Consider the following 24,544-nt stretch of genomic DNA (forward strand, 5'->3'; position numbering starts at 1 on the left):
CCGGTTACGTGTTACGGTCTCTAAGTGGGCACCCTAGCCCAATTCCGTCGGCGGTGCCCTGGCCTGGGCGTCGAGGCGGACGCTCCCGCATGGATGAGAGGAAGGCTGACATGCGTGCGTTGATCACGACGAAGGACGGCTCGGTGGAGTTCGCCGAGGCACCGGAGCCCCGTCGCACGAACAGTGAACTGCTGGTGCGGGTGTCGGCGTCGACCGTCGCCAGAGGGGACCTGAACACGGCCCGGCTGTCCCCGCCCGGATCGCCCATAGGGCTGGACGTCGTCGGGACCGTCGTCGAGCCGGCCGTCGACGGCTCCGGCCCGAAGGTGGGCACAAGGGTCATGGGATACACATCCACGCGCGCCGGAGGCTGGGCCGAGCGCGCCGCGCTGGACAGCTCCCTCGTCGTCCCGGTCCCCGAGGCCCTTGCCGACAATGTGGCCGCAGCGCTGCCCAACAGTGGCCTCGCCGCTCTTGCGGGGCTGGAGGCGGGCGGTTTCCTGCTGGGGGCCCGGGTACTGGTGACCGGGGCCACCGGCGGTGTCGGTCGGCTCGCTGTGCAGCTGGCCCACCTGGCGGGGGCGAACGTCACCGGCCTGGTCAGCTCGCGGCAGCGGCATGAGCTGCTGCGGGATTTCGACTGGCTGACCACGGCCACGGCTGACGAGGCTGAAGGACCTTTCGATCTGGTCGTCGACCTGGTGGGCGGCGATGTCCTCAGCCGGGCGATGTCGCTCGTGGCCGAGGACGGCGTGCTGGCGTCACTGGCGCAGACCGTCCCGGAAACCGCGAGCGTGCCGTCCTTCTGGTTCGCGATGCACCCGGGAGCGAGGCTCGTGAGCGTCACCAACACCAGGGGACAGCGCGAAGCCGGCCGCGGTGTCAGGCGGCTGGAGCTGCTGGCGCAGCTCGCCGAGACGGGGCGCATCGATCCTCACGTCACCGGTGCGGCTTCGTGGGAAGAGGCCGCTGACCTGCTCGCAGCCCTGGGGGCGCGCGAGCTGGAGGGCCGGACGACCCTGCGCATCTCGTAACCGAGCGGCCTCCTCTTGGCCGGTTCCGGGCGGACGCATCCGGTACCCGTATCCACGAACGAGGACCGATGAAGTACTCCCTCCTCGACGTCGCCCAAGTAGGCCGGGAGGAGTCTCCCGACGACGCGCTGCGCGGTGCCGTTCCGCTCGCACGGGCCGCAGAGCGTTCCGGCCGCACGCACGCAAGCGGACGAGCTGATCCTCGCCCCCACAGCCAACGACCGCCCCGACCGCATCCGCGCGATCGAACTGGTCACTGCCCCGACGCCGCTCCACGCGTCCTGATCCCGCACGGCCGCCCCTCCACGCAACGCCCCGTCCTTTCCGCGCGCTGGGCAGACCCGGTGCAGCCGGAATCCAAGAACCGAGGAATGTGACCATGACCACCAGCTTCGCCCATTTCATGCACGCGGTCCGGCAGCTCGACTACGGCGGTCCCGAAGTACTGCAGGTCGCTGAGGTCGAGCGTCCTGTGCCTGGTCCCGATGAGGTACTCGTCCGGGTCCGGGCGGCCGGGATCAACCCCGCCGACTCGAAGATCCGCGCCGGGCTGCCCGGCCACCGGTCCCACCAACCGCCGTTCACGCCTGGACTGGAACTCGCCGGCGAGGTGGCGGCCGTCGGCAGCGAGGTGACCGGCCTCGGTCCCGGTGACACCGTGTACGGCTTCGTGTTTTCGCCACATGGCGCACAGGCGCAGTACACCGTCACCCGGACCGACCTCCTGGCGCCCGTCCCGTCCGGGGCGGATTTGATCCAGGCGGGAGGGCTGGCCATGGCCGGCCTGACGGCCTGGCAGGCCTTGGCGGCGGCCCAGGTCACCGCCGGGCAGCGGGTGCTGATCCACGCGGCGGCCGGTGGCGTCGGACACCTCGCCGTACAGATCGCCAAGGCACGCGGCGCGCACGTGATCGGCACCGCGCGCTCTGAGAAGCATGCCTTCCTGCGCCGGCTGGGCGCGGACGAGGTGATCGACTACACGTCGGCGGACTTCACCGCGGTGGTCCAGGACGGCGTCGACGTGGTCCTGGACCCGCTCGGCGACGACTACGGCCCCCGCTCGCTGACCCTCCTGCCTCCCGGCGGAACCTACATTGACGTGCGCCAGCCCAACCCGGACCGCGCCGAGGTACGCGCGAAGGCCCAAGAACACGGCATCCGCTTCGTCGACGTCACTGTCGCCCCGAACACGGCGGACCTGACGGACCTCGTGACGCTCGCGGCCCGCGGACAGCTGCGGGTCGCGGTCGAGCACACCCTTCCGCTCCCGGAAGTGGCCAAGGCACACGAACTCATCGAGACGGGCCGAGTGAAGGGCAAGATCGTGCTGGTTCCATGAACTCGGCAATGACTCCGATCAGGAGCACGGTCGCGGCTCAGCTTGTTCTGAATCCTCCGAATTGTTGTACTGAGTGGTGCTTCATCCAGTCTCGGCCTGCCAGCGCCGCCGGGTTTCATCTGGCCCGAGGTGCCGGAGAGAGGACAGCTCAAGCCCGCCCACTTCGACCTCGATGTCAACCAGGCCATGCTCAGCGAGTCGGGCCAGACAGGTCCGCGACGAGCCGGCCGTAGCTGTCCATCACCGTGGCCTGAGATGCAACGTCGCCTATGACGAGCTAATCGGGTCGTCGGCCCTTAGCTCGTCAGGTGTGCCGAGATCGCTGCCGACGGCTACGAAGGCTTCGCAGTGACTTGACCCACTGTGGGTGACATCGAGGAGGTCTTGCCGGCAAACGTTAAAGTGAGATCTTGTGCATTCGCTCATGCCGGAAGATTTACGTCAGATCGGCCCATATCGGCTTGTCGGTGTACTGGGGCGGGGCGGCCAGGGAACGGTTTACCTGGGCCAGGGGTCGTCCAACGAGCAGGTCGCGGTCAAGGTGTTACACGCTGGAGCCGCGGCGGATGAGAACGCACGCCGCCGGTTCCTGCGCGAAGCCGAGGCGGCTCGCCAGGTTGCTCCGTTCTGTACCGCGCGGGTGCTGGACACGGGCTTGGTGGGCGGCCGGCCGTACATCGTCAGTGAGCACATCCCAGGACCATCGCTCGACCTGCTGGTCAGGACCGAGGGTCCGCGTTCGGGCAGCGGGCTGGAGCGGCTCGCGGTGGCCACGCTCACCGCGCTGGCGGCCATCCATCGGGCCGGGATAGTCCACCGTGACTTCAAGCCGCACAATGTGATCATGGGTCCGGAAGGGCCCGTGGTGATCGATTTCGGGATCGCCAGGGTGACCGCCCAGACGGCCACGCACAGCGTGGTGGGCACCCCCGTCTACATGGCGCCGGAGCAGTTCGGCGGAGCGCCGGTCACCCCGGCGGCCGACCTGTTCAGCTGGGCGACCTCCATGATCTACGCGGCCACCGGGCAGCAGGCCTTCCGTGGAGACACCTTTCCCGTGATCATGCACGCCATTCTGACCCGCGACCCTGATCTGTCGTCCGTGCCGCAGGAATTGCGCCCGACGCTTGCGGCCTGCCTGGTCAAGGACCCTACGGCCCGGCCGAGCGCCGCCGCCCTACTGCGCCGTCTGACCGGCGACGAGCCTTCCGCCCCGCTCGCCCAGTGGCCTGCGGCGCACGCCGCGATGGGCATGCCGGAGGCCGAGCAGCTCATCCTCCGGCCGCATCCGTCGCCACAAGAGAGCGGGACTCCCCGGCCTCCGCCCGGCGGCGGCCGGTCGAAGAAGATCGGCCTGGCCGTCGGCGCTGGAGCAGTTGCTCTGGTGCTGGCTGTGGTGGGTGTACGGGCCGTGGTCAAGAACGAGATACGGGGAGCGCTGTCGAGCGGCCAGACCTCCACCTCCCAGCCCACCTCCGCCCGCTCCCCCCAGCCGAGCCCTTCTGACACACCTGCGCCGACGCCTTCGCGGACAGCTTCGGAAGAGCCGACCGAGGATCCGTTCAACCCCGCGGACCTCAACAAGGAAAGTACGGACCCGACCCCGATCACGGCCGACGCCCTGCTGCCGCTGTCCTTCACGAGTGCCGAGGGGGTGCGTTTCAGCCGTAAGGCGGCTGCGGTGGAAGACTGCCCGAGCCCGTGGCCCGACGCCAGGGTCAAGTCCGCCCTGCGCAAGGCACGCTGCGACGACATGGCCGTGGGCGCGTATGTCAGCTCGGGCGCTCCGAAGGGGCGCATCATGGTGACCGTCTGGGTCGTTCCGCTGAAGGACTCGGGCAGGGCCGGCACCGCCTACTCAAGGCTCAAGAACGTCTACGTGCAGGACTGGGGTATCCGGTGCCCCCTGTCGGGTCCAGGATCAACCGGTATCTGCTACACGTCGAACTGGTGGAACGTACAGCTGTACTCGTGGACCGGACAGAGCGGTCGATATGTGATCCGTACCCTGGCCGTCTACACGAACCTCACCAGAGACGCCGGCGCGACCAAGTGGCTCAAGGACGCCTCACGCGCGGCGTTCAAGGAGTCAGGCCCCATGGTCTACCAGGACGGACAGTGATCGGACGGCGTGGGGCCGGAACCCGGTCAGCGCCTCACGTCCCACCGGTGTCCGGAGAGCGCTGAAGGGAACCGTCCCCAGTCGGCCGAGGACGGATCGGCAGCGAACACCACCCCGGTAGCGGCGTCCGGGCTCTTGAGGCTGTCGACAGCCGACTCCGCTGCATCAGAGTATGAAGCCATGTCGGATCAGATCCCCGCCCACCTCGACGGCATCGGCTCAGGCTGGCATCCGCTGCTGCTACGCCTGCACGAGGAACTGCTGGCCGTCAGCCCCAGGTACGCCGTCCAGCAGGTCAAGGAGAAGTACGGCACCTTGCGCATCTACCCCCTCACCGGCCTGCTGCGCTACCTGCACCAAGGGGGCGACGGGTGGCCCGAACCACACGAGGCGGAGCGCTACAAGCAGGAGGACGACGCGGCGATGCTCCTCGTACGCGCCGCTGAACAGGAGTCGGCCAGGATCTGTGAGTACTGCGGTAACCCTGGCCGGGCCAGGGATCGCCCCTGGATCAAAACCCTGTGCGACGATTGCAACGCCTGTCGATAGGACTGAGCGATTCGCGGCAGCCGCGGTCGTTTCGGCCGGTACGAACGGGATCGCATGCGGCGGGGTGTCATCGCGCACCGGAGTGACCCGGGTGAGATCCCGCATCCTGGGAGCGAGCGCCTTGCCGATCAGCCGACGACCACGTCCAGGAAGATCGGCTTCTTGGCGGACAGCAGCTGGGTCCCGGTCTCGTCGGTCATCTTCCAGTAGATCTTGCATCTGCCGGGGGAGTCTGACGCGCGGACGCGGACCGCGATGTCGACGGGCTCGCCCGGCTGGACCACGCGGATCTCGACCCGTTTGGGGGCACGGCACGGGGTGTCGTTCAGCCGGGTGAGATAGCGTCCCCGCCACGGGATGGTGCCGGTGTTCCTGATCCGCCAGATCTTCGTGAACTCCTTCCCCGTCTTCACCACCGTGCCGTCCGGATGGGTGACGTCCTGCTCGAAGGCGGAATCGTCGTAGAGGGAGGAGGCTCGAGCCGAGGTGTCCGGCTTGGTGGGTGCGTCCTTTCCGGAGAGCGGGACGAGCCAGGTGAAGAGGGCGGCACCGGCGGCGGCAGCGGTCACGACCGCTGCGATCACGGCCGGCCTCCTGGCAAGGGGAGGCCGGGTTCGGCGTTCGGGGGGCTCTGCCATGCGGACCTCTGTCCCGATGTCGGCGGGTCCGGCGCGGGTTTCATCGGGACCCGTACGGCCTTCGGTGGTCTCGCCACGTACGGCGGCGCTCGCGGCCCGCTCCCAGTGGGCTCGCCACTCGCGCCTGGCCTCCTCGGCGTCCTGCCTCAGCCGGTCGACGGCGAGGACCCGGACGAACTCCCACGTCGTCTCCCAGGTCGGCAGCACCTGTCCCCGGGCGGCGGCTGCCAGCGAGGACTTGGAGGCCGCCGCGCCCATACGGGTCGACATCTCCGCGAAGGACGGGTCGCCCGCCTCCTCCTTGAGCTCCCACAGGCGGTACGCGAGGGCCGCCACCGGGCCCGCGGCCGGTTCCGGCCGGACCGGCTTTCGCCCGGGCCGAGCTCCCCTGCCCGTCCACTGCGGGTCAGGCTCGTCTTCCTGCGAGCCTGATGTCCCCGGTAATTCCGGCATCTTCACCTGCCCTCTCCGGCACCGTCATCCGGCCGTGTCGACGACCCCGGCATGGGCCTGTGACACCTGAGAGCAAATGAGATTACCTGAATTGTCCGAATAAGTCCGGAATTCTGCGGGTTACCTGGACGCCGTGGTCATTCACCCGCGCATGCCCGGAAGCCGTATTCCGCCGCGAAGGATCGCAATGCCTTCTCGTTCTCGTCCGGTTCCAGGGACTGTTCCACCGCCTTCCTCGCCTCGCCCTCCCTGCCCGCGCGCATCGCCGCCTCCGCGCGTCCGCTGAGTTCGCGCAGGCTCGCGACCAGCGCCCTGGCGGGCACGAAGAACCTGTTCCGCACCCGCGGGACGTCACCATCGGGTGGCGCGATCGCTTCTATCGCGGCGATGGTGCCGGTCATCGACTCCGACGCGCGGCGCAGCTCGTCCACCTCCTCGCGCAGGTTCGCGGGCGGCTCCTCGCGGAGATCCGACTGCCGGGACGCTTCCTCGCACACCGCGTCCACGGCGGCGATGTATTGCCTTTTGACGTCCTCGTACGGTTTCTCCTCCGCCGCCGAGACCGTCGCCCACAGCGCGAAGGCCAGGGCCGGCACGACCCCGCCGACGATCACGCGCCACGCCGGGACATGCCTTCTCTCACGCGATCTCATCCGCCGCCCACTCCTTCGGAAGAAGACGCCCTTGGCGCTCTCGCGAGCGCCAAGGGCCGAAGTCCGGCCGAGCCACGCCCCCGTCCCAGCCCGGGATCAACACCGGATCCGGCGCTCCTGCGACCGCTTGTACAGGGTGGCCACTTCGCTGCCACGCAGGACGGAGTAGAGATGCACCTTCGTCTGGTTGCGGTAGAGCTGACTGCCGCCGGAGCACTTCCACGAAGGGGTCGTCGTCACGGTGAACGCCGCCCTTCCCTTCTTCACCTCCGAGGTGGCCTTCGTCCGCCAGAAACCCAGCCCGCGATACTGCTGGAGGCTCGTCTTGACCACGGCCCGGCGGCCCCACTCGCCCTTCTCGCAATGAACCTGCCTGCTGGTCGTGATGTAGGCGCCGGTCCTGTACGGGGTCTTTATCCGCTGCCAGCCCTTGCAGCGGTCGTGGTACCCGATCCCCAGGAAGGACTTGGCCGACCAGCCCGGCGCCAGGACGGCCGAGCTGTCCGAGGCGGCGGTGACGCCCAGCCCCGCCTGCGCCGACGCGGACGACCCCGCCATAAGCCCGGCCGTCAGCCCGACGACGAGAGCCGCTCCGGTAATCCCTTTTCGTCCGATCATCGGATCTCCTTTCAAAGAAATCCTCTGCACTTTCCGACTCGGGAGTCCCCGAACAACCGCGCACAGCGATTCAGCGGAATATCCGAACGCCTGACAATGGCGTCGATCCCGAACACCGGCGCTGGGAACGGCACCACTCTGACCGCCGCTGCCCAGCACCGGCAAGCGATCTGCCCCGTCAAATCATCCAAACATTGTCCAGAGCTATTAGGACAATCGAATCCGCAGGTCAGGAACCTGTGGCAGGGATTCAACTTCCCGGCCTCGCACGATCAGCGCCCCTGCCGAGCCCGCCTCGGGGTGTCGCAGCAATTGCGGCACCCCAACAATTCGCATGGCGGCAGGGCGCCGGTTGTCACCCGGAATCGATCGGGTGCGCGCACCGCGGCGCGCGTCACCCGGCCGTGTGCGCGAGGATGGCGGCGGCCAATTCCTCGTGCACCTCGGGCGGCAGCGTGTGCCCCATGCCCGCCACGATCATCAGCCGCGCCCCTGGGATCTGCTCGGCGATGATCGCGCTGTGGCCCGGCTTGGCCGGCTCGTGGCTGCCCTCGATGACCAGTGTGGGCGCCTTCACCTGATGGAGCACGCCCACCGGCTCGAAGTCGGGCTTGGCCATGGCGGCCAGCCGGTGGTTGGCCACCGCCGGCAGGTCGCGGGCCCGGTCGTAGATCCGTTCCTGCAGGCGCCGCGCCGCGTCCTCGTCGAAGGGCAACCCGGTGCCGTGCAGCAGGCGCTGCTCGGCGATCATGCCGTCGATCCGCGCGCGCCGGTCCGCCGGTGGCGGGGACGCCATCAGCGTACGGTAGAAGGCCACGAACTCCGGCGCCGGCTCCGGCAGGCTCCCCTCGGGCTGCGGCTGTCCCATCAGGGCCCGCATGATCACCTGGCCCTCGCCGCCGCCGAGCGGGGAGGAGCCGATGACGGTCAGCGAGCGCACCCGCTCCGGCCGCTCCACGGCGACGAACTGGCCGAGCAGGCCGCCCGCCGAGTGGCAGACCAGGTGCGCGCTCTCCAGGCCGTGGGCGTCCATCACGCGGTAGACGTCGTTCTTGATGTCGTCCCACGTGTACGGCTCCGCCGCGAAGTCGACGGTGCCGGACATGCCGGTGTCGCGATGGTCGTACCGGATCGCCCGTCGGCCTCCGGCGGTCAGGCGGCCGACGAACTCGTCCGGCCACAGGATGCCCTGCGACATCGAACCCATGATCAGCAGGATCGGCGCGTCCGTGTCGGCGCCGAACTCTTCGCTCCAGATGTTCACGTTTTGCATGTCTCAGAGCATGTCGTCTTCGGCTACGGGCGCCTTCTGTAGAACTACTAGTCGCGCCAGATCCGTACGGGAGCCGATGCCCAGCTTCGGATAGATCTTGTACAGGTGATACTCGACCGTGCGCGGGCTCAGGAAGAGCTGGGCGGCTATCTGCTTGCTCGACAACCCGTCGGCGACCAGGCCCGCGATGCGCAGCTCCTGCGGGGTCAGCGCGTCGAGCACGGCCGCGGGCGGGGCCTGCCCGCTCTCGCCCGCCGCGCGCAACTCATCCTGCGCGCGCCGCGCCCACGGCCGGGCGCCCGCCTGCTCGAACGTCTCCCACGCCGTCCGCAGATGCGCCCGCGCCTCGCCCGGCCGATGCGCGCGACGCAGGCGCTCACCCAGCAGCAGGGCCGTTCTGGCCGCCTCGAACGGGTTGGTGTGCAGCCGCAGCGCCTCGCCGAAGGCGTCCTCGGACGACTCGACCAGGCCCCGGCAGCGGGCCAGCAGGGCGTGCGACTCGGCCGTCGCGGCGTGCGTCGACCACTGCTCGTACGCGGCCAGTGCCGCCCGTGCAGCCGCCTCGTCGCCCGCGCCCACAGCGGCCTCGACGCGGTCCGGCGCCATCCGCCACACCACGGTCGGATGCCCGGCGCCCGGTCCCGACGCGGCGACGGCCGCGAAACGGTCGTGCGCCGCCGCGTAGCGGCCCAGGCACAGATCGAGCATCGCCAGCGCGTACGCGGCCACTCCCGCGCGCAATCCCACCCGGTGCGGGATGGCGATGGCCAGCGCCTCGCGGGCCTGCCGTTCGCAGGGCTCCTCCTCGCCGCGCAGCGCCGCCAGCACCGCCAGGTTGGCCAGGTGCGCGGCCACCGTGTTCTCATACCCGGCCTCACGGGCCAGCGTCAGGCCCTCCTCGGAGACGGCCTGGCTGCGCGCCGGCCGCCCCGCGATGCGCTCGGCCGTCGCCACGAACTCCAGCACGACCGGCAGCTGCCCGCTCATCCCCGACACCCTGGCCACCCGCCCAGCCCGGCCGGCCATCTCGGCGGCCAGGTCCGCCTCGCCCAGGTAGCTGGCCGCGGCCGCCGCCCACAGGTACCCCGCCGCGTCCTCCAGCTCGCCGACCCGGGCCAGCGCCCGCCGCAGCAGGCCCGGCCCGATGGCGTCGCCGTCCAGCGTCAGGCCGATCCCGGCCACCGTGTCCCGCAGGAACCCCTCGGGGTGCGCCGCCGCTCTCCGGCCAAGTTCGACGATGGCCGCCGTGTCGCCGACGTACGAGGCCGCCTCCACGGCATCGGCCAGCATGTCCAGGCTGTCGCCCGCCGCCAGGATCCGTACGGCCTCGGCGGCGTTGCCCGAGTTGAGCTCGAACCGGCCCCGGAGCTGGGCGATCTCCATGGCGAGGGTGGCGTCCCCGTCGGCCTGTTCGCGCGCCTCGGCCAGCAGCGACTCCGCCTGTCCCGGGCGGCCGCCGAGCCAGGCCGCGACGGCGGCGTCCTTCAGGCGGACGGCACGGACGCGCGGCTCGGGGGTCAGCTCGGCGGCCCTGGCCAGGGCCGTGGCGGCGGTGCCGTACCCGGCGCGGTCGCGCGCCCGCTCCGCGGCGGCCACCAGCGCGGCGGCGACCCGCTCGTCCTGCCCCAGGGCGGCTCCGGCCAGGTGCCAGGCGCGACGGTCATCCGTGGTCAGTTCCGCCAGGATGGCGTGCACCCGGCGGACGTCGGCGGGAGCGGCCGCCTCGTGGATCGCGGATCGGATGAGCGGATGACGGAAGCGCACGCTCGTGCCCGACACCCCGGCCAGCCCGGACTCCTCCAACTCGGCCAACGCCACCCGCCCAGCCCCGGCCCCCGTGCTCTCACCGGGCCGTACCGCTTGCTCGGCGAACAGCCGGTCGGTGGCGCGCAGGACCTGGTCGAGGTCAGCCTCCACGGCGGCGACCAGGGCGACCAGCCGAGCAGGGACGGACAACGCGGCCACCCGATCGCCGAACAGCCGGGCACCACCGGGCAACGGGTCGGGCAGCGGTTCGCGCCCGGCGAGCTGCGCGGGCGTCAGGCGGGCCGGGATCTCGCCCAGGGCGAGCGGGTTCGCGCGGGTCAGCGTGACGAGCTCCCGTGCCACATGGGCGGGCAGCACACGGTAGCGGGACTCCAGCAGCTCGGCCGCCGCGGACTCGGGCAGGCCGCGCACGTCCACTGTCAGCGGCACCCCCTTGACCGGAACGTCCCCGCGCACGGCGAACAACATGGCGATCCGTTCCGTCCCCAGCCGCCTGGCAGCGAACAGCAACGCGTCGGCCGAGGCCTGGTCGACCCACTGGAAGTCGTCGACCACGCAAATCAGCCCGTCCGGCGCGGCGGCCTCGGCCAACAGCGAGAGCACACCGGCCCCCGCCAGGAACCGATCGCCGACGCTGCCCGCCGCGAGCCCCAGGGCCGCGCGCACGGCATCGCGCTGCGGCTCGGGCAGCGCGTCGAGCGAACCGGTCACCGGCCACAGCACCTGGTGCAGCGCCGCGAACGCGAGGTCGGACTCGGACTCGACGCCAGTGGCCCGCAACACCCGCATCGCACCACCTCGCGCGGCCGCCGCGTCGAGCAAGGCGGTCTTGCCCGCGCCTGCCTCGCCCCGCAACGCCACCGCGCCACCAGAACCGTCGCGAGCCCGCGCGATCACCTCGTCGAGTGCGCTGATTTCCGCAGATCTGCCGTAAAGCACAAGCACCCACTGTAGGAGGCCCCCACCTGCCCCGACCCCGCAGAGCCGCTTCTCACAAACCCTTCGCAACCCCGCCCGACCTCCGGCGGAGGCTTATCGTGCAATTCCGGCCGGACAGCCGGACCCCGAGAAAACATTCGCCGAGCGATGCAACATCTTCGCCCCTTCAGCCGTCTGGGACGTGACTACCGAAGGGACCACAAGTGGATGACGAACCCGGCTTCGACGACTTCGTGGCAGAGCAGACGGACGCGCTGCTCCGCTACGGATACGTCCTGACCGGAAACCCTCATGACGCCGCCGACCTGGTCCAGGAAGCTCTCGTACGGCTGTGCGGCGCCTGGCCGAGGGTGAGGCTCAAGGACAGCCCGCACAGCTACGCCCGAACCACGATGGCACGGTTACACATCAGCGTCTGGCGGCGGCGCAGGCGTGAACACCTCATCGGAGAGCCGCCGGAGCGGGTTCACCACGAAGTCTTCCCTCTCGACGAGGACCAGGGTCTCTGGGAGGAGCTGGCCGCGCTGCCCCGCAGACAGCGTGCCGTGCTGGTGCTGCGCTACTACGAACAGCTCAGCGACGCCGAGATCGCCAAGGTGCTCGGCATCTCCCCCGGAACCGTGCGCAGCCAGGCCTTCCGTGGCCTGGACAAGCTGCGTTCCTCCCTCTCCTCCGCACCGGTGACCCACAGGAGCATGCGATGACCGATCTGGAAGACAAGCTGAGCCGCGTCCTGTCTGGGGCGGCGCATCGTGCGCCGCAGGCGCCGGCCGGGCTGGCCGCGACGGTCAAGACGCGCCATCGCCGGCGGCGGGCGCGGACCGCCGCCGTGCGCGCGGCCGCGGCTGTGGTCCTGGTGGCAGGCGGGGTGGGCGCGGTGGTGAGCGCCATGGGCGCGTCGGCCGAGCCGCACCCCGCGGTCAGCGCGACCGGCGAGGCCGAGCCGTCGGCGGACAAGATTCCGCCACGCATCGAGAAGGTGTGGCCGCAGGCCGTGCACAAGATCCCGGCCAAGTTGCCCGACGGCCGCGCGTACTACCCGCAACTACTCCTCGACGATCAGACGCTGCTGGTCATGACGGGCGTCAGTGACGGAAAACGTCAGTTCCTGTGGAGCTACGACCTGGGCACCGGACAGCCCAGGCAGATCGCCGAGATCCCCTCGACGAAGGGATCGGCGATCTTCGCCGACGGCGTCGCCGCCGGTGGCGGCGACATCGTCTGGTGGGCGTCCTACAAGGAGGGGGATCGCCCGCGGGTCGCCCGGATCTGGACGGTGCCGGCCACCGGCGGCCGGCCTCGGCCGGTGACCGACGTCCCCCTCGGAAACGTCATGAAGCAGGGGCACATCAACGGGCTGACGGTGACGGGCTCGGACGTGGTCTTCGCCTACGAGAAGGGCGGGGTTTACCGGGTGCCGCTGAGCGGGGGCTCGCCGCAGCCGGTGAAGGGCGCCGAGCGGCACCACATCCTGCAATGGCCGTGGGTGGGCATCCACCGCGGAAAGGCGATCTTCCGCGAGCTGCTCAACGTCGAGACCGGTGAGCGGCGCGACGCCGTGGTCAAGGCCGACGAGGAGGTCAGGTGCGGCGTCGACCGATGCGTGGGCGTGGCAGTGCGATACAGGACCGTCAAGGTCAAACCCCCCCGCGACCGCTCCGGCAAGGAGATCAAGTGCGGTACTCGCCGGTGCCCGGACACGGCGCGGACCGGGACCATCCTGCGTAGGTTCGTCCGCGACCGCGACGGCTCCCACGAGCGCGAACTGCCAAGCGCCTTCCAGCCAGGCGACGACGCCGGCCTGGACCGCTTCTTCAGGATCACGTTGGACGGACCGGGAAACCAGGCCGTCCCGACGTTGTATGACGCCGACACCGGCAGGTCCGCCGATCTCGGCATACGGCCGGATGCGAACAGAAGCATGGCGATCCCCGACGGCGGCCTCGACCGCCTGATGACCTACCCGATCAAGAACGAGATGTACGTCCTGGACCTGGCCGCGATCAAGTAGCGGCGTGACCCCGGACGATGATGGGGGCTGGGCGTCGCCCTGTAGGCCACGAGCTCGGCGCCACCGGCCGACTCCGCAGGGTCGCCCTCTTCGGTGAACTCCACCGGCTGCCCGGCCCGGCGCGTCACCTCGCAGGCCGGTTGATCGTTCAGCCGGCGACTGCCGTCCGGAGACCCTCCCGATGTGCTCGATTCGTGGCGATCAGCTCGTTGCGTGCGTCCCGGGTGCGGATGAGGTCGGTGATGTGCTCGGAGATCCTGTCGCGCTCGCTGGTCGGCGAGCATGCGGTGCGTTCTGGCCTCGGTGGCGTCCCCTGACGTCAGGGGCGGTCCGGATGAGGTCCGTGCGCGAACCGTACGGTGATGGACAGGCCGCCTTCGGGGCGTGCGCTGGTGGTGAGGGTGGCGTGGTGCGCTTGCGTGACGGCGTTGACGATGGCGAGGCCGAGGCCGTAGCCGTCGCGGCGGCCGTGACGATCGGGTGCCAGTCTCTGGAAGGGGTGGAAGAGGCGCTGGATCTGGTTGTCGGGGATGACCGGCCCGCTGTTGGTGACTGTCAGGGCCACCTGCGTGCCGGAGGTCCGGGTGGTGACCTGTACGTGCCCGTCCGCGTGGTTGTGGCAGATGGCGTTGTCGATGAGGTTGGCGACGAGGCTTTCGATCAGTCTCGGGTCTCCGGCCGTCACCGCGGGCGCCAGGCGTTCGGCGAGGTCGATGCCCTTCTGTGCTGCCTGGTCGCGGCGGGAGGCGAGCACCTCTTCGACGACGTGGGCGAGGTCGAGGGGGTCCCAGCGGGTGACGCCGCGCTCGCTGGTGGCCAGGGCGAGCAGCGCTTGGACGAGCCGCTCCTGGTGTTCGCCCAGAGCGAGGGCCTCCTGGCAGACCGCGCGCAGGGTGTCGGTGTCGGCATCGGGGTCGGCGAGGGCGACTTCGAGGAGGGTACGCAGGCCGGCTAGCGGGGTGCGCAACTCGTGGGAGGCGTTGGCGACGAAGTGGCGCTGGGCGTCGAAGGAGGCCTGGAGGCGGGCGAACAGGTCGTCGAGGGTGTGGCCGAGCTCGGTCAGCTCGTCCGTGGGCTCGCCGAGGTCGAGGCGCCGGTGGAGGTCTCCGGCGGAGATGATTTTGGCGGTGGCGGTGATGGCGCGCAGCGGGTGCAGGAACCGGCCGGCGACGTACCAGCCGAGAGCCAGGGCGACGGGGATCAGAAGGACCAGGGCGACGGCGGATCCCGTGAGGAGTTGGGGCAGGCTGATCCCGGGCCCGGTGCCGGTGATCGCGCTCGATGAGGGGTGGTCCTTGGGGGTGGCCACCTGGATGCTGGCGAGCGGGACGGAGACGAAGACGACCACGAAGACCCCGGCGGCGTAGATGGCCGCCGCGTAGGCGAGCGCGAGCCGCGTCTGCAACGACCTTCTGGCGAGCTTTCCGGGGGTCATGAGGGTCCGATGCGGTAGCCGCCTTCGCGGATGGTCTCGATCACGGGCGGGTCGCCGAGCTTGGCCCGCAACCGGTGCATGGTGTGCTTGACGGCGCTGCTGAAGGGGTCGGCGGCCTCGTCCCAGACGCGTTCGAGCAGTTCCTCGGCGGAGATGACCAGGCCGGGTACGGCGAGCAGGCATTCGAGCAGGCCGAACTCCCTGGGGCTCAGGTCAAGGCGCCGGCCGGCCCGGGACGCGGTACGGCGGGCCGGATCGAGGGTGATGTCCCCGCAGGTCAGCGTCGGCGGCAGCGGCGGGGTGGCGCGCCGGGCCAGGGCACGGACGCGGGCGACCAGTTCGGCGAACGCGAACGGCTTGGGCAGGTAGTCGTCGGCGCCGAGGCTGAGCCCGTCGACGCGATCCTCGATCGTGCCGGAGGCGGTGAGCATCAGCACGCGGGTCTCGCAGCGGCCGTGGGCGAGCCGCCGGCAGATCTCGTCCCCGTGGACGCCGGGCAGGTCGCGGTCGAGGATCACCACGTCGTAGCGGGTGGCGGCCAGGCGGTCGAGGGCGGCGGTTCCGTCCAGGACGACGTCGACGGCCATGCCCTCGCGGCGCAGCCCGGTTCCGATGGAGCGGGCGAGGACCTCGAAGTCCTCGACGACGAGGACCCTCACCGCCGATCACCGCAGGTCGGCGTGCGGGTGGGGTGGCCGAACCGGCCGCCGGGTCGAGGTGCCATGCCCGCAACGATGCCAGATCCCCGGTTCCAGCCGGGTCGCAGCCGCTGCGACCGGGCCGGAACCGGGCGCCGCGTACAACCGTCGGCATGAGTTCATACACGCCCTACCGATCAAGCCGGCGGGACGGCTTCCCCCGGCTGCTGCGTGCGGAGTGGACCAGGTTCCGTTCCGCGCGGGGCTGGGTGCTCGCTTTGGCGGCGTCCGTGCTGGTCACCGTGTCGCTCGGACTGCTGGTCGCCGGGGGCGCGCGCACCACCTGCGTGACAGGGAAGGGGGAGGGCGCCTGCCCCGCGCCGTTGGTGGGGCCCGATGGCACGGCGGTGAAGGACAAGTACTACTTCGTGCACCAGCCGCTCAAGGGGAACGGCAGCATCACCGCCCGCGTATCGGACATGACCGGGCAGATCCGGCTGCCGGACGCCGTACCGGGGGTGCGCAACGTCAAGGAGGGAGTGGTGCCGTGGGCGAAGGCCGGGCTCCTCGTCAGGCAGAGCCTCAAGCAGGGCACACCGTACGCCGCCGTCATGCTCACCGGAGATCACGGCGTGCGGATGCAGTACAACTTCACCCACGACATGCCCGGCGGTCCTCACAACGGCCCGCAGTGGCTGCGGCTGACCAGGTCGGGCGACACCATCACCGGCTACGAGTCGGACGACGGCAAGACCTGGACCGAAGTCGGCACGGTCAAGCTGACCGGGCTGCCGGAGACGGTCGAGATCGGGCTGTTCGCCACCTCACCGGGCGCCTTGTGGGACATGGCGAAAGCCTTCGCCCAGGCCACCGCCACCTTCGACCAGATCGCGCTGCAGGGCGCGAACGGTTCGTGGCGCCGCGACGACGTCGGCGTCTCCATGGAGTCCGACGGCAGGACCCCGCATCACCCGGGCGGGGTGGTCGAGTCCGGCGACAAGCTCATCGTGACCGGGGGTGGTGACATCGGGCCCGCGACGGTGGAGGGCGGTATGCGCGCTGACCTCATGCTGATCGGCGGGGCTTTGGGGCTGATCCTGGTGCTCGTGGTGGCGGTCACGTTCGTCACGGCGGAACACCGGCGGGGGCCGATCGGGACCGGGTCGCCGGCCGAGCCGCATCCGGCGCGGTTGCCGGCCGAGCCGCATCCGGCGCGGTTGCTGGCGGCCAAGGCCGTGGTGGTCGGGGCGGTCGCGTTCGTGGCGGGGCTGGTGACCTCCGGGGTGGTGGTCCCCGTCGGCCTGGCGATGTTGCGGGCCAATCAGAACCCGATCCAGCCGCTCACCCTGGTCACCGAGCTGCGGGTGATCGTCGGTTTCGCGGCGCTGACCGCGGCCGCCGCCGTACTGGCTCTGGGCCTGGCCGCGCTGGTCAAGCGGGCCGCCGTCGCCATCGGGCTGGCCATCGCGCTGGTCGTCGTGCCCCAGCTGCTGGCGACTGCGGGTCTGGCGTCCTGGCTGCTGCTGATCACCCCTGCCGCCGGGTTCGCGATCACGCAGAGCGTCCCCGTGTTCGCGCATGTGGACGTGGGCCGGTCACTGATCGAGGGCTATTACCCGCTCCCGCCGTGGGCAGGTTTGGCGGTGACCTGTGGATATGCCGCCCTCGCTCTTGGGGTGGCGATTGTCGTGCATCGCAGGAAGGCCGCGCTCGCCTGATGGTGCGGAAACATCGGCCCGTACGGACTCCAGCAGGTCGGCCTCGATCTTGGCCAGGGACAACCTCCGGCAAAGGCGAACAGCAACGTGTCTCGAAGGTTTCCCCGGTGTCTTCAGGGGGCCGGTCGCAGGAGTTCGTCGATCACGCGTCGCACCTTGTCCGCGGTGCCGCCCGGCACCACGCCGAGTTCGGCCCCCGTAACCACCTCGCCCGGCACCAGATCCACCCATTCGTAGACCCGCCACCTCCCGTCGAGCAGCACGTCGCCCTCGGCCGTCGTGACGTGCCCGGGGAGGCGAACCCCTGCCTCCCCGGCCGCCAGATCCGGCCGAGCTCACCGCGCGCCGCGTACACGGCCGGCCCGACCGGCTCCCCCAGCCCGTACGCCCGCGCCACTGCCCGCATCGCCTCGTCCACGATCCCTCCCCACGGCACCCGGGCCATGGTGTCGTCACTCGGGACCACCGGCAACCCGGGAGGTGCGTGGCCGGGGCCTGCTGTCCGGCGGGCCAAGCCACTCGCGTTCAGCTCAGGGCATCACACCCACCAGGTGCTGGTGCACACGGCCGGGCTTCCACCGAGGCCGGGCTGCTTCGCGCACGCCTTGAACCCGTACTTTGCTCTGGCCCGGTGCGCGTCGGTGTAGGTCGTGTTCTTGATGGTCTCCCACCGGTCCTCCCACTTCTTCGTCGAAGGGTTGTACACCGACAGGTAGAGGTGGTTGCCGTTCGCGCTGGAATTCTTGGGGGCGCGAGCCCAGATATAGGTGTACGAGCTCCATTTCCCCGAACGAAGCTGCACCGTGAACTTCTTGTTGGCGACGGTGACCGTCTTCTCGTACAGGTTGCCCACCGACGTGGCGGACGTCGGCGCAGCCGTGCTCCAGTAGCTCTCCGCCGATGCCGGGGTTGCGCTCAGCAGAGTGATGCCGGCCATGGCCGCGGCGGTGACGCCGCGTGAAATCCAAGAGCGTTCCATGATCGCTTTCCGTGTCATCCGGGACGGACGCCTCAGCGGAGGCGCCCCTTCCTCGGGAACTGATTGCGTGCAAGGTCAGCTCAGCAGGGCCCGGTATGTTTCGGGTATGGAGGGCTGAGGCATCCCGGTGCCGGGACCCGTCACTCCCATTCTCCGATCGCCGCCACGGTGTGTCCGCCGGCACCCTTGCAGGTCCAGAGGGCTGCCCCGTTGGCCTGCTTCGGATGCAGTCCGAGAGAATGCGTCGGACAGGCCGGCCACGCCTGCCAATCCTGTTCGGTGATCACCGCCTGGGCGAGGTCGGCGATCAGCACAAGGGCGGCGACCGGATCGTGCTCCTCGTCGGCACGCAGTCCGAGGCTGGAGTACTGCCCCTTGTACTCGACGCGCAGATAGCCGTGGTCGTCCCACTCCGGGGTGCCGAAGCCGAGTCGTCCGGGGACTCCGGTCGCGTGCATGTCGTGCTGCACGGCGAGGACCGCGTTGTCCAGCACCTTGTTGATGGTCATATCCCCAAGTCTGCATCCTGCCGGGCATGGCGTGATCGCGGTTCTGTACGGGTGTCTTCGGTCGTCAGCAAGCCCTGCTGGGGACACAAGGTGGACTCTCCCATCGTGGGAGAGCCCACCATGATGGCGTGCGAGGCGAACTTCTCACGATCGGGCGTCGCGCCCGGCTGCGCCGATGACCCGAACGATCATCCCCATCCAGGAGAGCACGGCATGACGAAGGTGAAAGACGTCGATACCCGCGGCGCGCAACACTGCGAGACGACAGCTCTGGGGGTGCTGCTGCGGCACCAGGGAATCGATCTGTCCGAGCCCATGCTCTTCGGCCTCGGCTCCGGGCTGTCCTTCGTCTACTGGGACGCCAAGAACATGGGCTTCCCCTTCCTCGGAGGACGGGTCAAGCCTTTCGAGCTCACCAGAAACCTGGCCACCCGGCTCGGTCTGGAGCTCCTCGTACAGGAGACCACCTCCCCCCGCCGGGCATGGGAGAACGTGACAGCGCCCATCGACGCCGGCCACCCCGTCGGACTGCAGCTCGACAGCTACCACCTGGACTACTTCGGGTCGAAGGTGCACTTCGGCGGCCACGTCGTCGCCATGTACGGCTACGACGACCACGACGCCTACCTGGTGGACACCGACCAGCAAGGCGGAGCGGTGTCCACCAGCCTGACCGGGCTCGCCCAGGCCAGGGCCGCGCGCGGCCCGATGACCGCCAGGCACCGGTCCTTCACCCTCACCGCTCCGCGCACCCTGCCCTGCCGGCAGGACCAGATCGTTCCTGCCATCACCGCCTGCGCCGACGCCTTCCTCGCCCCGCCCATCGCCAACCTGGGGCACCGCGGAATCGAGAAGGCCGGCAAGCTGGTACGCACCTGGCTCCAGCGGACCGAGGACCCGCGGCGGGACCTGCCGCAGGCCGCCCTTCTGATGGAGAGGGGCGGCACCGGCGGCGCCCTGTTCCGCAACCTCTACCGCGACTTCCTCGCCGAATGCATCCAGCTGCTCGACAGCGGCCACCTGCGCACCGGCCACGAGCTGTACACAGAGGCGGCCGCCCTGTGGACGGAGGTCGCCGCGCTGATCACGAAAGCCGGTGAATCAGGCGACGCGCAGCCCCTCGTACAGGCGGGCGCCGTCCTGCGTGACCTTTCACGCATAGAGCGGGAGGCCATGCAGGCGCTGAGCCGCCTGGGGGAGTGAGACGCCTATGACTTTACGCGCCTTATAATGAATATATGATGCGTAAAACTCCGCTGAGAGAGAAGCTCGTGATCTTCGGGGCCAACGGCCCGACGGGGAGGCTCGCCACTGCCCAGGCGCTCGCCGAGGGCCACGCCGTCACCGCGGTCACCCGGCATCCGGAGGCGTTCCCCCTCAGCGATCCCGCGCTGCACGTGGCGAAGGCGGACGCCTTGGACCCCGAGGCGGTGGACCGGGCGGTGGCCGGGCACGAGGCGGTGATCTCGACGCTCGGCGTCCCCTACGGTTCCGAGGTTCCCACCACGTGCTCCCGGTCTGCCGAGAACATCGTCGCGGCCATGGCCGCGCACGGCATCCGGCGCCTGGTGTGCGTGACCTCGACCGGTGTCCCCATGAAGCCCCCGCCCGGCGAGACCCTTTTCTACCGCAAGGTGATCGTGCCCATGCTCCTCAGAATGGGCCGCCCGCTGTACGAGGATGCCGCCCGCATGGAAGAGATCGTCGCCCGGACCGACCTCGACTGGACCGTCATCCGCCCCTCCGGCCTGTTCGACGGCGACGCGGTCACCGGTTACACCGTCGGCCCGCCGCAGATGGTCGGCCGGTTCACCTCGCGCCGCGACCTGGCCGACGCGCTCATTCGCGAGGCCGTCGAGGATCGCAACGTCCGCTCCGTCGTCGAGGTCATCACCACCGAGGGGACGCCGAGCGTCTACCGCGTGTTCCTGAAGGAGGCGCTCCGCATCGGCAGCGCTTGATGGGCCCGGCGAGATCGACATCGCGGGCGCCGCACCGGACCGGCCGCGTCACTGCCCCACCCGGCCGTCGATGCGTTCGCGCAGCAGGTCGGCGTGTCCGCAGTGGCGGGCGTACTCCTCGATCCGGTGGACCCACAGCTCCCGGATCGCGATGCCGTCCCGGCCCACTCGCGTGCCCGGATCCGGGTAGTCGGCCAGCACCGCATCGGTTGCCGCCTGTTCGCGAGCGAGATCGGCGTACGCGGCGTCGACCAGCGCCTGCTCCGCGACGGCTCCCTCGAAGTCGGCGTCACGGGCTCCGTACAGCTTCGGTGCCGGGTCGCCGGGCAGAACCCAATTGCGCCAGTCGCGTTCCACCTCGGCAAGATGGCGGACCAGCCCCAGCAAGGACATGGTCGACGGCGGCACCGAACGGCGCGCCAGCTGCTCCGGGTCCAGCCCCTCGCACTTCAGCCGCAGGGTCAGCCGATAGTTCTTCAGGTAGTCCTGCAGCGTCGCCAACTCGCCGTCCGGGCTGACCCCGTCCATGGTGCGGGGATCCTCGTCGGGGTCCGCCCACATGTCGGGATAGACGCTGGCCTGGGTCCACCGCTCGGGCATGTCGCTCACCGGGCTCACTATTCTGAGCGGGGGCGCGGCACGCAAGCGAGTTTGTTCAGGCCCGTCGCTTCGTCAGCGGTCAGGCGGGGGCCGGCTGCTTGGGACGTGGGTCGCCCTTCACCCAGATGACGGAACCCGGCCTGCGGGCCTCGCGGCGGATCCTCGACACCGCGAACTTGCAGGTCACCTCCTTGATCGCCGCGCCCATGCGGCCGCCGACGTAGGCGTTCACCGCGGTGTCGTCCTTGCGGGCGAGCTGTCGTACGGCGGTGCGCCGGCCGAGGCTGACACACGCCCCCGAGAAGCCCAGGGTGATCGTCGCCGGTTCGGTCCCCGCGATGCGGCTCAGGACGGTGTTGGCGGCCTGTGCCCCGAGCGGCCCGGCGGCGTAGCAGCTCATCCGCAGCGGCCGGCCCGAAGGCGCGGCGGCGTCGCCCGCCGCGACGATGCGGTCGTCGTCGACGCTGGTCAGCGTCTCGTCGGTGAGCAGCCGGCCGAGCTCGTCGGTCCGCAGCCCACTCGCGGCCGCCAACCGCGGCACCCCGAAGCCGCCCGCCCAGATGGTCAGCGCGCTCGCGCGGACCGCGCCGTCGGCGAAGGCGACCGCATCCGGCTGCACCTCGCTCACCTCGGCGGCCTCGAGCACCGCGACACCGTGCCGGGACAGCCACTTGGCCACGGCTCGGCGGCCCGACGCGCCGAATGACGGCGCCAGGGTCCCGCCACAGGCCAGCGTGACCGTACGCCCTCGCTCGGCGAGCTCGGCGGCCGTCTCGATGCCGGTCAACCCGCCGCCGACCACCGTGACCGGAGCGTCGAGGGGCAACTCCGCCAACCTGGCACGCAGCCGCTGCGCGGACTCGAACTCGGCGAGGCCGAACGCGAATTCGGCCGCGCCGGGCACCGATGACGGTATCGCCCCGGTGCTGCCCACCGCGTAGATGACGTGGTCGTAGTCCAGCGCGCGGCCCGACGCCAGCCGTACCGTGCGGGCGGCGGTGTCGATCCGCGTGGCGCTGTCGACGACCAGCCGGATGCCCTCGCCGAGCAGCGTGCCGTAGTCCACCGCGGCCTCGCCGGTGCCGGCCACGAACTGGTGCAGCCTGACTCGTTCGACGAACTCCGGACGGGGATTGACCACGGTGATGCCGACGTCGGCGCGCATCCGCAGATGGTTGGCCGCGAGTGCTCCGGCGTAACCGCCGCCGATGACAACAACCTTGCTGGGGGTGGCGGGTGCGGGTGTGGACATGGTGAGGCTCCCTTCTCGATCTCAGGAGGTGTTCGAGGCCGGCGACCCGATGGGGACGATGGGCCGCCGCGCTGGTGTCTCGGTAGGCCGACGACACAGGCGCTGCGAATGTGAGGCGGCGCGGCGGCCGTACCGGCGACAGCAGGAAGAAGCCGGGGGCGGGGGACATGGTTTCCCGAGCTCAGCGGTAGTTTGCGACCTGGCGCCTCAGCAATCCGACGACCCGCCCTCACATTCCGAGATGTCGTCTCGTCGGTCTGGGTGACGGCAGCAGCGACAGAGGGAGCCGGCGGCACCATGACCACCCCATCCGAGCCAGGACACGATCAGCTCGACCCGGGCCTGAGCGCGATCATGAGCGAGCGGCGGCAGCTGATCAACCTCGCCTACCGGCTGCTCGGCTCCCTGGCCGAGGCCGAGGACGTCGTCCAGGAGACCTACGCCCGCTGGTACGCCATGACGCGGCGGCAACAGGAGGACATCGCCTCGCCCGGCGGCTGGCTGATGAGGGTCGCCAGCCGCATCTGCCTGGACCTGCTCGGCTCGGCCCGCGCCCGGCGCGAACGCTACGTGGGCGAATGGATCCCCGAGCCGCTGCCCGACCGTACGGAATGGATCAGCGGGCGATCCGGCGGCGACCCGGCCGAGCGGGTCACCCTCGACGAGTCGGTCAACATGGCCTTCCTGATCGTGCTGGAGTCGATGACCCCGGCCGAACGCGTCGCGTTCATCCTGCACGACGTCTTCGGCTACCCGTTCGCCGAAGTGGCCGAGATCGTCGGCCGTACCCCGGCGGCCTGCCGGCAACTGGCCTCCTCGGCCCGCCGCCGCATCGGCGCGGCGCGGACTCCCGCCGCTCCGACGGCCCGGCAGGCCGGCATCGTCAAGGACTTCAAGCAGGCCTGGGAGGCCAAGGACATCAACGCCCTCATCAGCCTGCTCGACCCCGACGCCACCGCGATCGTCGACGGCGGCGGACAGGTCAGCGCCGGGCTGCGCCCGATCGAGGGCCGCGAGCAGATCGCCCGCTACCTCCTCGCCCTCGCCGAATACGCGCCCGGCCTGACGCTGCTGGAGCGTACGGTCAACGGTCAGCCCGGTCTGGTGGCCCAGCGCGACGGCGTCACCGTGACGGTGGCGGCGTTCGACGTGCCGGGCGGCCGGATCAAGCACATCTGGGCGGTACGCAACCCCGACAAGCTCCGGCCGTGGACGGCGGCGCAGCATTAGGCCGCTCGCGCGCTTCGCCGGTCACCTTGCCGGGTGGAGCTCGCCGATCGGCTCGGGGTCGAGAATCGCGCTCGCGCCGCGGATGAGCTCGGCGCGCAGGTCGTCCACCGGCACGTCCGCGAACTGGCCGACGGGGTCGGTGGCGGCCGCGAACGCCTGGGCCGCGCGTACGCGGCGGCGCCAGTCGGGATCGGGCCCGGCGAGCAGCTCGATGGCCCGGTTCACGATGGTCACCATGCGTGACATGACCGCGGTCGTCTCGTCGCCGTAGACCGAGGCGTCGCGCAGGAGCAAGGTCATGGTCTCGCGGTGGGTGAGCATGACGTCCAGGCAGCCGCCCAACACGTGGTGCCGGATCTCGGCCAGGGTGGGGCGAGCGGCCGCGGCGTCGATCGTCGCCTCCAACTGGTCGATCGGCGGGCCGACCAGGTGGGCCAGGATCTCGCTCTTGCTGCGGAAATGGTGGTAGAGCGTCGGCTTGGTGATGCCGACCCGTTCCGCGATGTCGCGCATGGAGGCCGCGCGGTACGTCTGCGTGGTGAACAGCTCCCGTGCTGTCTCGATGATGCGGCCACGGGTGTCACCCGGCTCGTGACGAGACAACTCTGATCCTCCACATCGGGTGTTCGGGTCGGCACACCCTATCAGCCTACCTATCGGTCGGTCGGCTGCGTTCGTCAGAGGAGCGCGTCGTACACCGCCGCCGCCAGCCGCCTGGCGTTGGCGTCCGCGCCTTCGATGTAGCCGGACATGCGGTTGGGCACGTACGCGAAGGCCAGGTGATTCGCCGGATCGGCGAAGGCGGAGAAACGCGGTTCCGGCATCG

Annotated in this window: 24 protein-coding genes; 10 read left to right on the forward strand and 14 right to left on the reverse strand. The window is 70.3% G+C overall.

All coding sequences use genetic code 11. The features are described from left to right. Positions 1–110 precede the first annotated feature (110 nt). From ACIBQ1_RS49890 to ACIBQ1_RS49905, 4 genes are all read left to right on the forward strand, one after another. Positions 111–1,034 (forward strand): zinc-binding dehydrogenase, encoded by a 924-nt coding sequence (locus tag ACIBQ1_RS49890; protein WP_397288946.1) that lies wholly within the window; start codon positions 111–113, stop codon positions 1,032–1,034. Positions 1,035–1,413: 379 nt separating this feature from the next. Next, positions 1,414–2,373 (forward strand): NADP-dependent oxidoreductase, encoded by a 960-nt coding sequence (locus tag ACIBQ1_RS49895; RefSeq protein ID WP_397288948.1) that lies wholly within the window; start codon positions 1,414–1,416, stop codon positions 2,371–2,373. Between the two features lie 424 nt (positions 2,374–2,797). Then, positions 2,798–4,495: a serine/threonine-protein kinase gene (locus tag ACIBQ1_RS49900; RefSeq protein ID WP_397288950.1), complete on the forward strand. Its 1,698-nt coding sequence runs from the start codon at positions 2,798–2,800 to the stop codon at positions 4,493–4,495. 180 nt (positions 4,496–4,675) lie between these two features. Further along, on the forward strand, positions 4,676–5,044 hold the full coding sequence (locus ACIBQ1_RS49905; protein ID WP_397288952.1) for a hypothetical protein: 369 nt from the start codon (positions 4,676–4,678) through the stop codon (positions 5,042–5,044). 128 nt (positions 5,045–5,172) lie between these two features. On the opposite strand, the gene ACIBQ1_RS49910 is transcribed toward ACIBQ1_RS49905, so the two are convergent. The 5 genes from ACIBQ1_RS49910 to ACIBQ1_RS49930 form a co-directional block, all read right to left on the reverse strand. Next, complete coding sequence (locus tag ACIBQ1_RS49910) at positions 5,173–6,018, reverse strand: NBR1-Ig-like domain-containing protein (RefSeq protein ID WP_397288954.1); 846 nt, start codon at positions 6,016–6,018, stop codon at positions 5,173–5,175. A 254-nt stretch (positions 6,019–6,272) separates the two neighbouring features. Beyond that, positions 6,273–6,788 carry a hypothetical protein gene (locus ACIBQ1_RS49915; protein ID WP_397288956.1) on the reverse strand — a complete coding sequence of 172 codons (516 nt, stop codon included), beginning with the start codon at positions 6,786–6,788 and terminating at the stop codon, positions 6,273–6,275. Positions 6,789–6,884: 96 nt separating this feature from the next. Beyond that, complete coding sequence (locus ACIBQ1_RS49920) at positions 6,885–7,406, reverse strand: hypothetical protein (protein ID WP_397288958.1); 522 nt, start codon at positions 7,404–7,406, stop codon at positions 6,885–6,887. 394 nt (positions 7,407–7,800) lie between these two features. Further along, positions 7,801–8,679, reverse strand: a complete 879-nt coding sequence (locus ACIBQ1_RS49925; protein ID WP_397288960.1) for an alpha/beta fold hydrolase — start codon at positions 8,677–8,679, stop codon at positions 7,801–7,803. A 3-nt stretch (positions 8,680–8,682) separates the two neighbouring features. Further along, positions 8,683–11,385 (reverse strand): AAA family ATPase, encoded by a 2,703-nt coding sequence (locus tag ACIBQ1_RS49930; RefSeq protein WP_397288962.1) that lies wholly within the window; start codon positions 11,383–11,385, stop codon positions 8,683–8,685. A gap of 203 nt (positions 11,386–11,588) precedes the next feature. Here ACIBQ1_RS49930 and ACIBQ1_RS49935 point away from each other — a divergent pair, with 203 nt between their 5' ends. Both ACIBQ1_RS49935 and ACIBQ1_RS49940 read left to right on the forward strand, forming a co-directional pair. Beyond that, complete coding sequence (locus ACIBQ1_RS49935) at positions 11,589–12,089, forward strand: SigE family RNA polymerase sigma factor (RefSeq protein WP_397288964.1); 501 nt, start codon at positions 11,589–11,591, stop codon at positions 12,087–12,089. Next, on the forward strand, positions 12,086–13,396 hold the full coding sequence (locus ACIBQ1_RS49940; protein WP_397288967.1) for a TolB family protein: 1,311 nt from the start codon (positions 12,086–12,088) through the stop codon (positions 13,394–13,396). The genes ACIBQ1_RS49935 and ACIBQ1_RS49940 overlap by 4 nt, the downstream gene beginning before the upstream one ends. Before the next feature lie 319 nt (positions 13,397–13,715). On the opposite strand, the gene ACIBQ1_RS49945 is transcribed toward ACIBQ1_RS49940, so the two are convergent. Together ACIBQ1_RS49945 and ACIBQ1_RS49950 are read right to left on the reverse strand one after the other, a co-directional pair. Next, positions 13,716–14,831, reverse strand: a complete 1,116-nt coding sequence (locus ACIBQ1_RS49945) for a sensor histidine kinase (RefSeq protein WP_397288969.1) — start codon at positions 14,829–14,831, stop codon at positions 13,716–13,718. Continuing rightward, a complete protein-coding gene (locus ACIBQ1_RS49950) occupies positions 14,828–15,490 on the reverse strand; it encodes a response regulator transcription factor (RefSeq protein ID WP_397288972.1) in 663 nt (220 codons plus the stop codon). Before ACIBQ1_RS49950 ends, ACIBQ1_RS49945 begins: the two co-directional genes overlap by 4 nt. 152 nt (positions 15,491–15,642) lie before the next feature. Here ACIBQ1_RS49950 and ACIBQ1_RS49955 point away from each other — a divergent pair, with 152 nt between their 5' ends. Continuing rightward, the gene (locus tag ACIBQ1_RS49955) at positions 15,643–17,187 is read left to right on the forward strand and encodes a hypothetical protein (protein ID WP_397288974.1); all 1,545 of its coding nucleotides are present in this window, start codon (positions 15,643–15,645) and stop codon (positions 17,185–17,187) included. Between the two features lie 113 nt (positions 17,188–17,300). Here the strand turns inward: ACIBQ1_RS49955 and ACIBQ1_RS49960 are convergent, their stop codons facing one another. The 3 genes from ACIBQ1_RS49960 to ACIBQ1_RS49970 all read right to left on the reverse strand — a co-directional run bounded on the left by ACIBQ1_RS49960 (position 17,301) and on the right by ACIBQ1_RS49970 (position 18,675). After that, the gene (locus ACIBQ1_RS49960; protein ID WP_397288976.1) at positions 17,301–17,450 is read right to left on the reverse strand and encodes a hypothetical protein; all 150 of its coding nucleotides are present in this window, start codon (positions 17,448–17,450) and stop codon (positions 17,301–17,303) included. 275 nt (positions 17,451–17,725) lie between these two features. Beyond that, a complete protein-coding gene (locus tag ACIBQ1_RS49965; protein ID WP_397288978.1) occupies positions 17,726–18,166 on the reverse strand; it encodes a hypothetical protein in 441 nt (146 codons plus the stop codon). A 140-nt stretch (positions 18,167–18,306) separates the two neighbouring features. Then, positions 18,307–18,675, reverse strand: a complete 369-nt coding sequence (locus tag ACIBQ1_RS49970; RefSeq protein ID WP_397288980.1) for a hypothetical protein — start codon at positions 18,673–18,675, stop codon at positions 18,307–18,309. A gap of 213 nt (positions 18,676–18,888) precedes the next feature. Between ACIBQ1_RS49970 and ACIBQ1_RS49975 the strand changes: the two genes are divergently transcribed. Together ACIBQ1_RS49975 and ACIBQ1_RS49980 are read left to right on the forward strand one after the other, a co-directional pair. After that, entirely contained in the window at positions 18,889–19,878 is a 990-nt protein-coding gene (locus ACIBQ1_RS49975) for a BtrH N-terminal domain-containing protein (protein ID WP_397288982.1), read from the forward strand. Positions 19,879–19,913: 35 nt separating this feature from the next. After that, complete coding sequence (locus ACIBQ1_RS49980) at positions 19,914–20,636, forward strand: NAD(P)-dependent oxidoreductase (RefSeq protein ID WP_397288984.1); 723 nt, start codon at positions 19,914–19,916, stop codon at positions 20,634–20,636. Between the two features lie 48 nt (positions 20,637–20,684). Here the strand turns inward: ACIBQ1_RS49980 and ACIBQ1_RS49985 are convergent, their stop codons facing one another. Both ACIBQ1_RS49985 and ACIBQ1_RS49990 read right to left on the reverse strand, forming a co-directional pair. Further along, positions 20,685–21,236 carry a DinB family protein gene (locus ACIBQ1_RS49985; protein ID WP_397289113.1) on the reverse strand — a complete coding sequence of 184 codons (552 nt, stop codon included), beginning with the start codon at positions 21,234–21,236 and terminating at the stop codon, positions 20,685–20,687. Positions 21,237–21,315: 79 nt separating this feature from the next. Further along, a complete protein-coding gene (locus ACIBQ1_RS49990; protein ID WP_397288986.1) occupies positions 21,316–22,488 on the reverse strand; it encodes an NAD(P)/FAD-dependent oxidoreductase in 1,173 nt (390 codons plus the stop codon). Between the two features lie 297 nt (positions 22,489–22,785). Here ACIBQ1_RS49990 and sigJ point away from each other — a divergent pair, with 297 nt between their 5' ends. Further along, the gene (gene sigJ, locus ACIBQ1_RS49995; protein WP_397288988.1) at positions 22,786–23,718 is read left to right on the forward strand and encodes an RNA polymerase sigma factor SigJ; all 933 of its coding nucleotides are present in this window, start codon (positions 22,786–22,788) and stop codon (positions 23,716–23,718) included. Between the two features lie 21 nt (positions 23,719–23,739). On the opposite strand, the gene ACIBQ1_RS50000 is transcribed toward sigJ, so the two are convergent. Continuing rightward, positions 23,740–24,321 (reverse strand): TetR/AcrR family transcriptional regulator, encoded by a 582-nt coding sequence (locus ACIBQ1_RS50000; protein ID WP_397288990.1) that lies wholly within the window; start codon positions 24,319–24,321, stop codon positions 23,740–23,742. 74 nt (positions 24,322–24,395) lie between these two features. Then, entirely contained in the window at positions 24,396–24,542 is a 147-nt protein-coding gene (locus ACIBQ1_RS50005) for a hypothetical protein (protein WP_397288992.1), read from the reverse strand. Between the last annotated feature and the right edge of the window lie 2 nt (positions 24,543–24,544).

The sequence above is a fragment of the Nonomuraea sp. NPDC050153 genome, assembly GCF_044460125.1.
Classification (GTDB): domain Bacteria; phylum Actinomycetota; class Actinomycetes; order Streptosporangiales; family Streptosporangiaceae; genus Nonomuraea.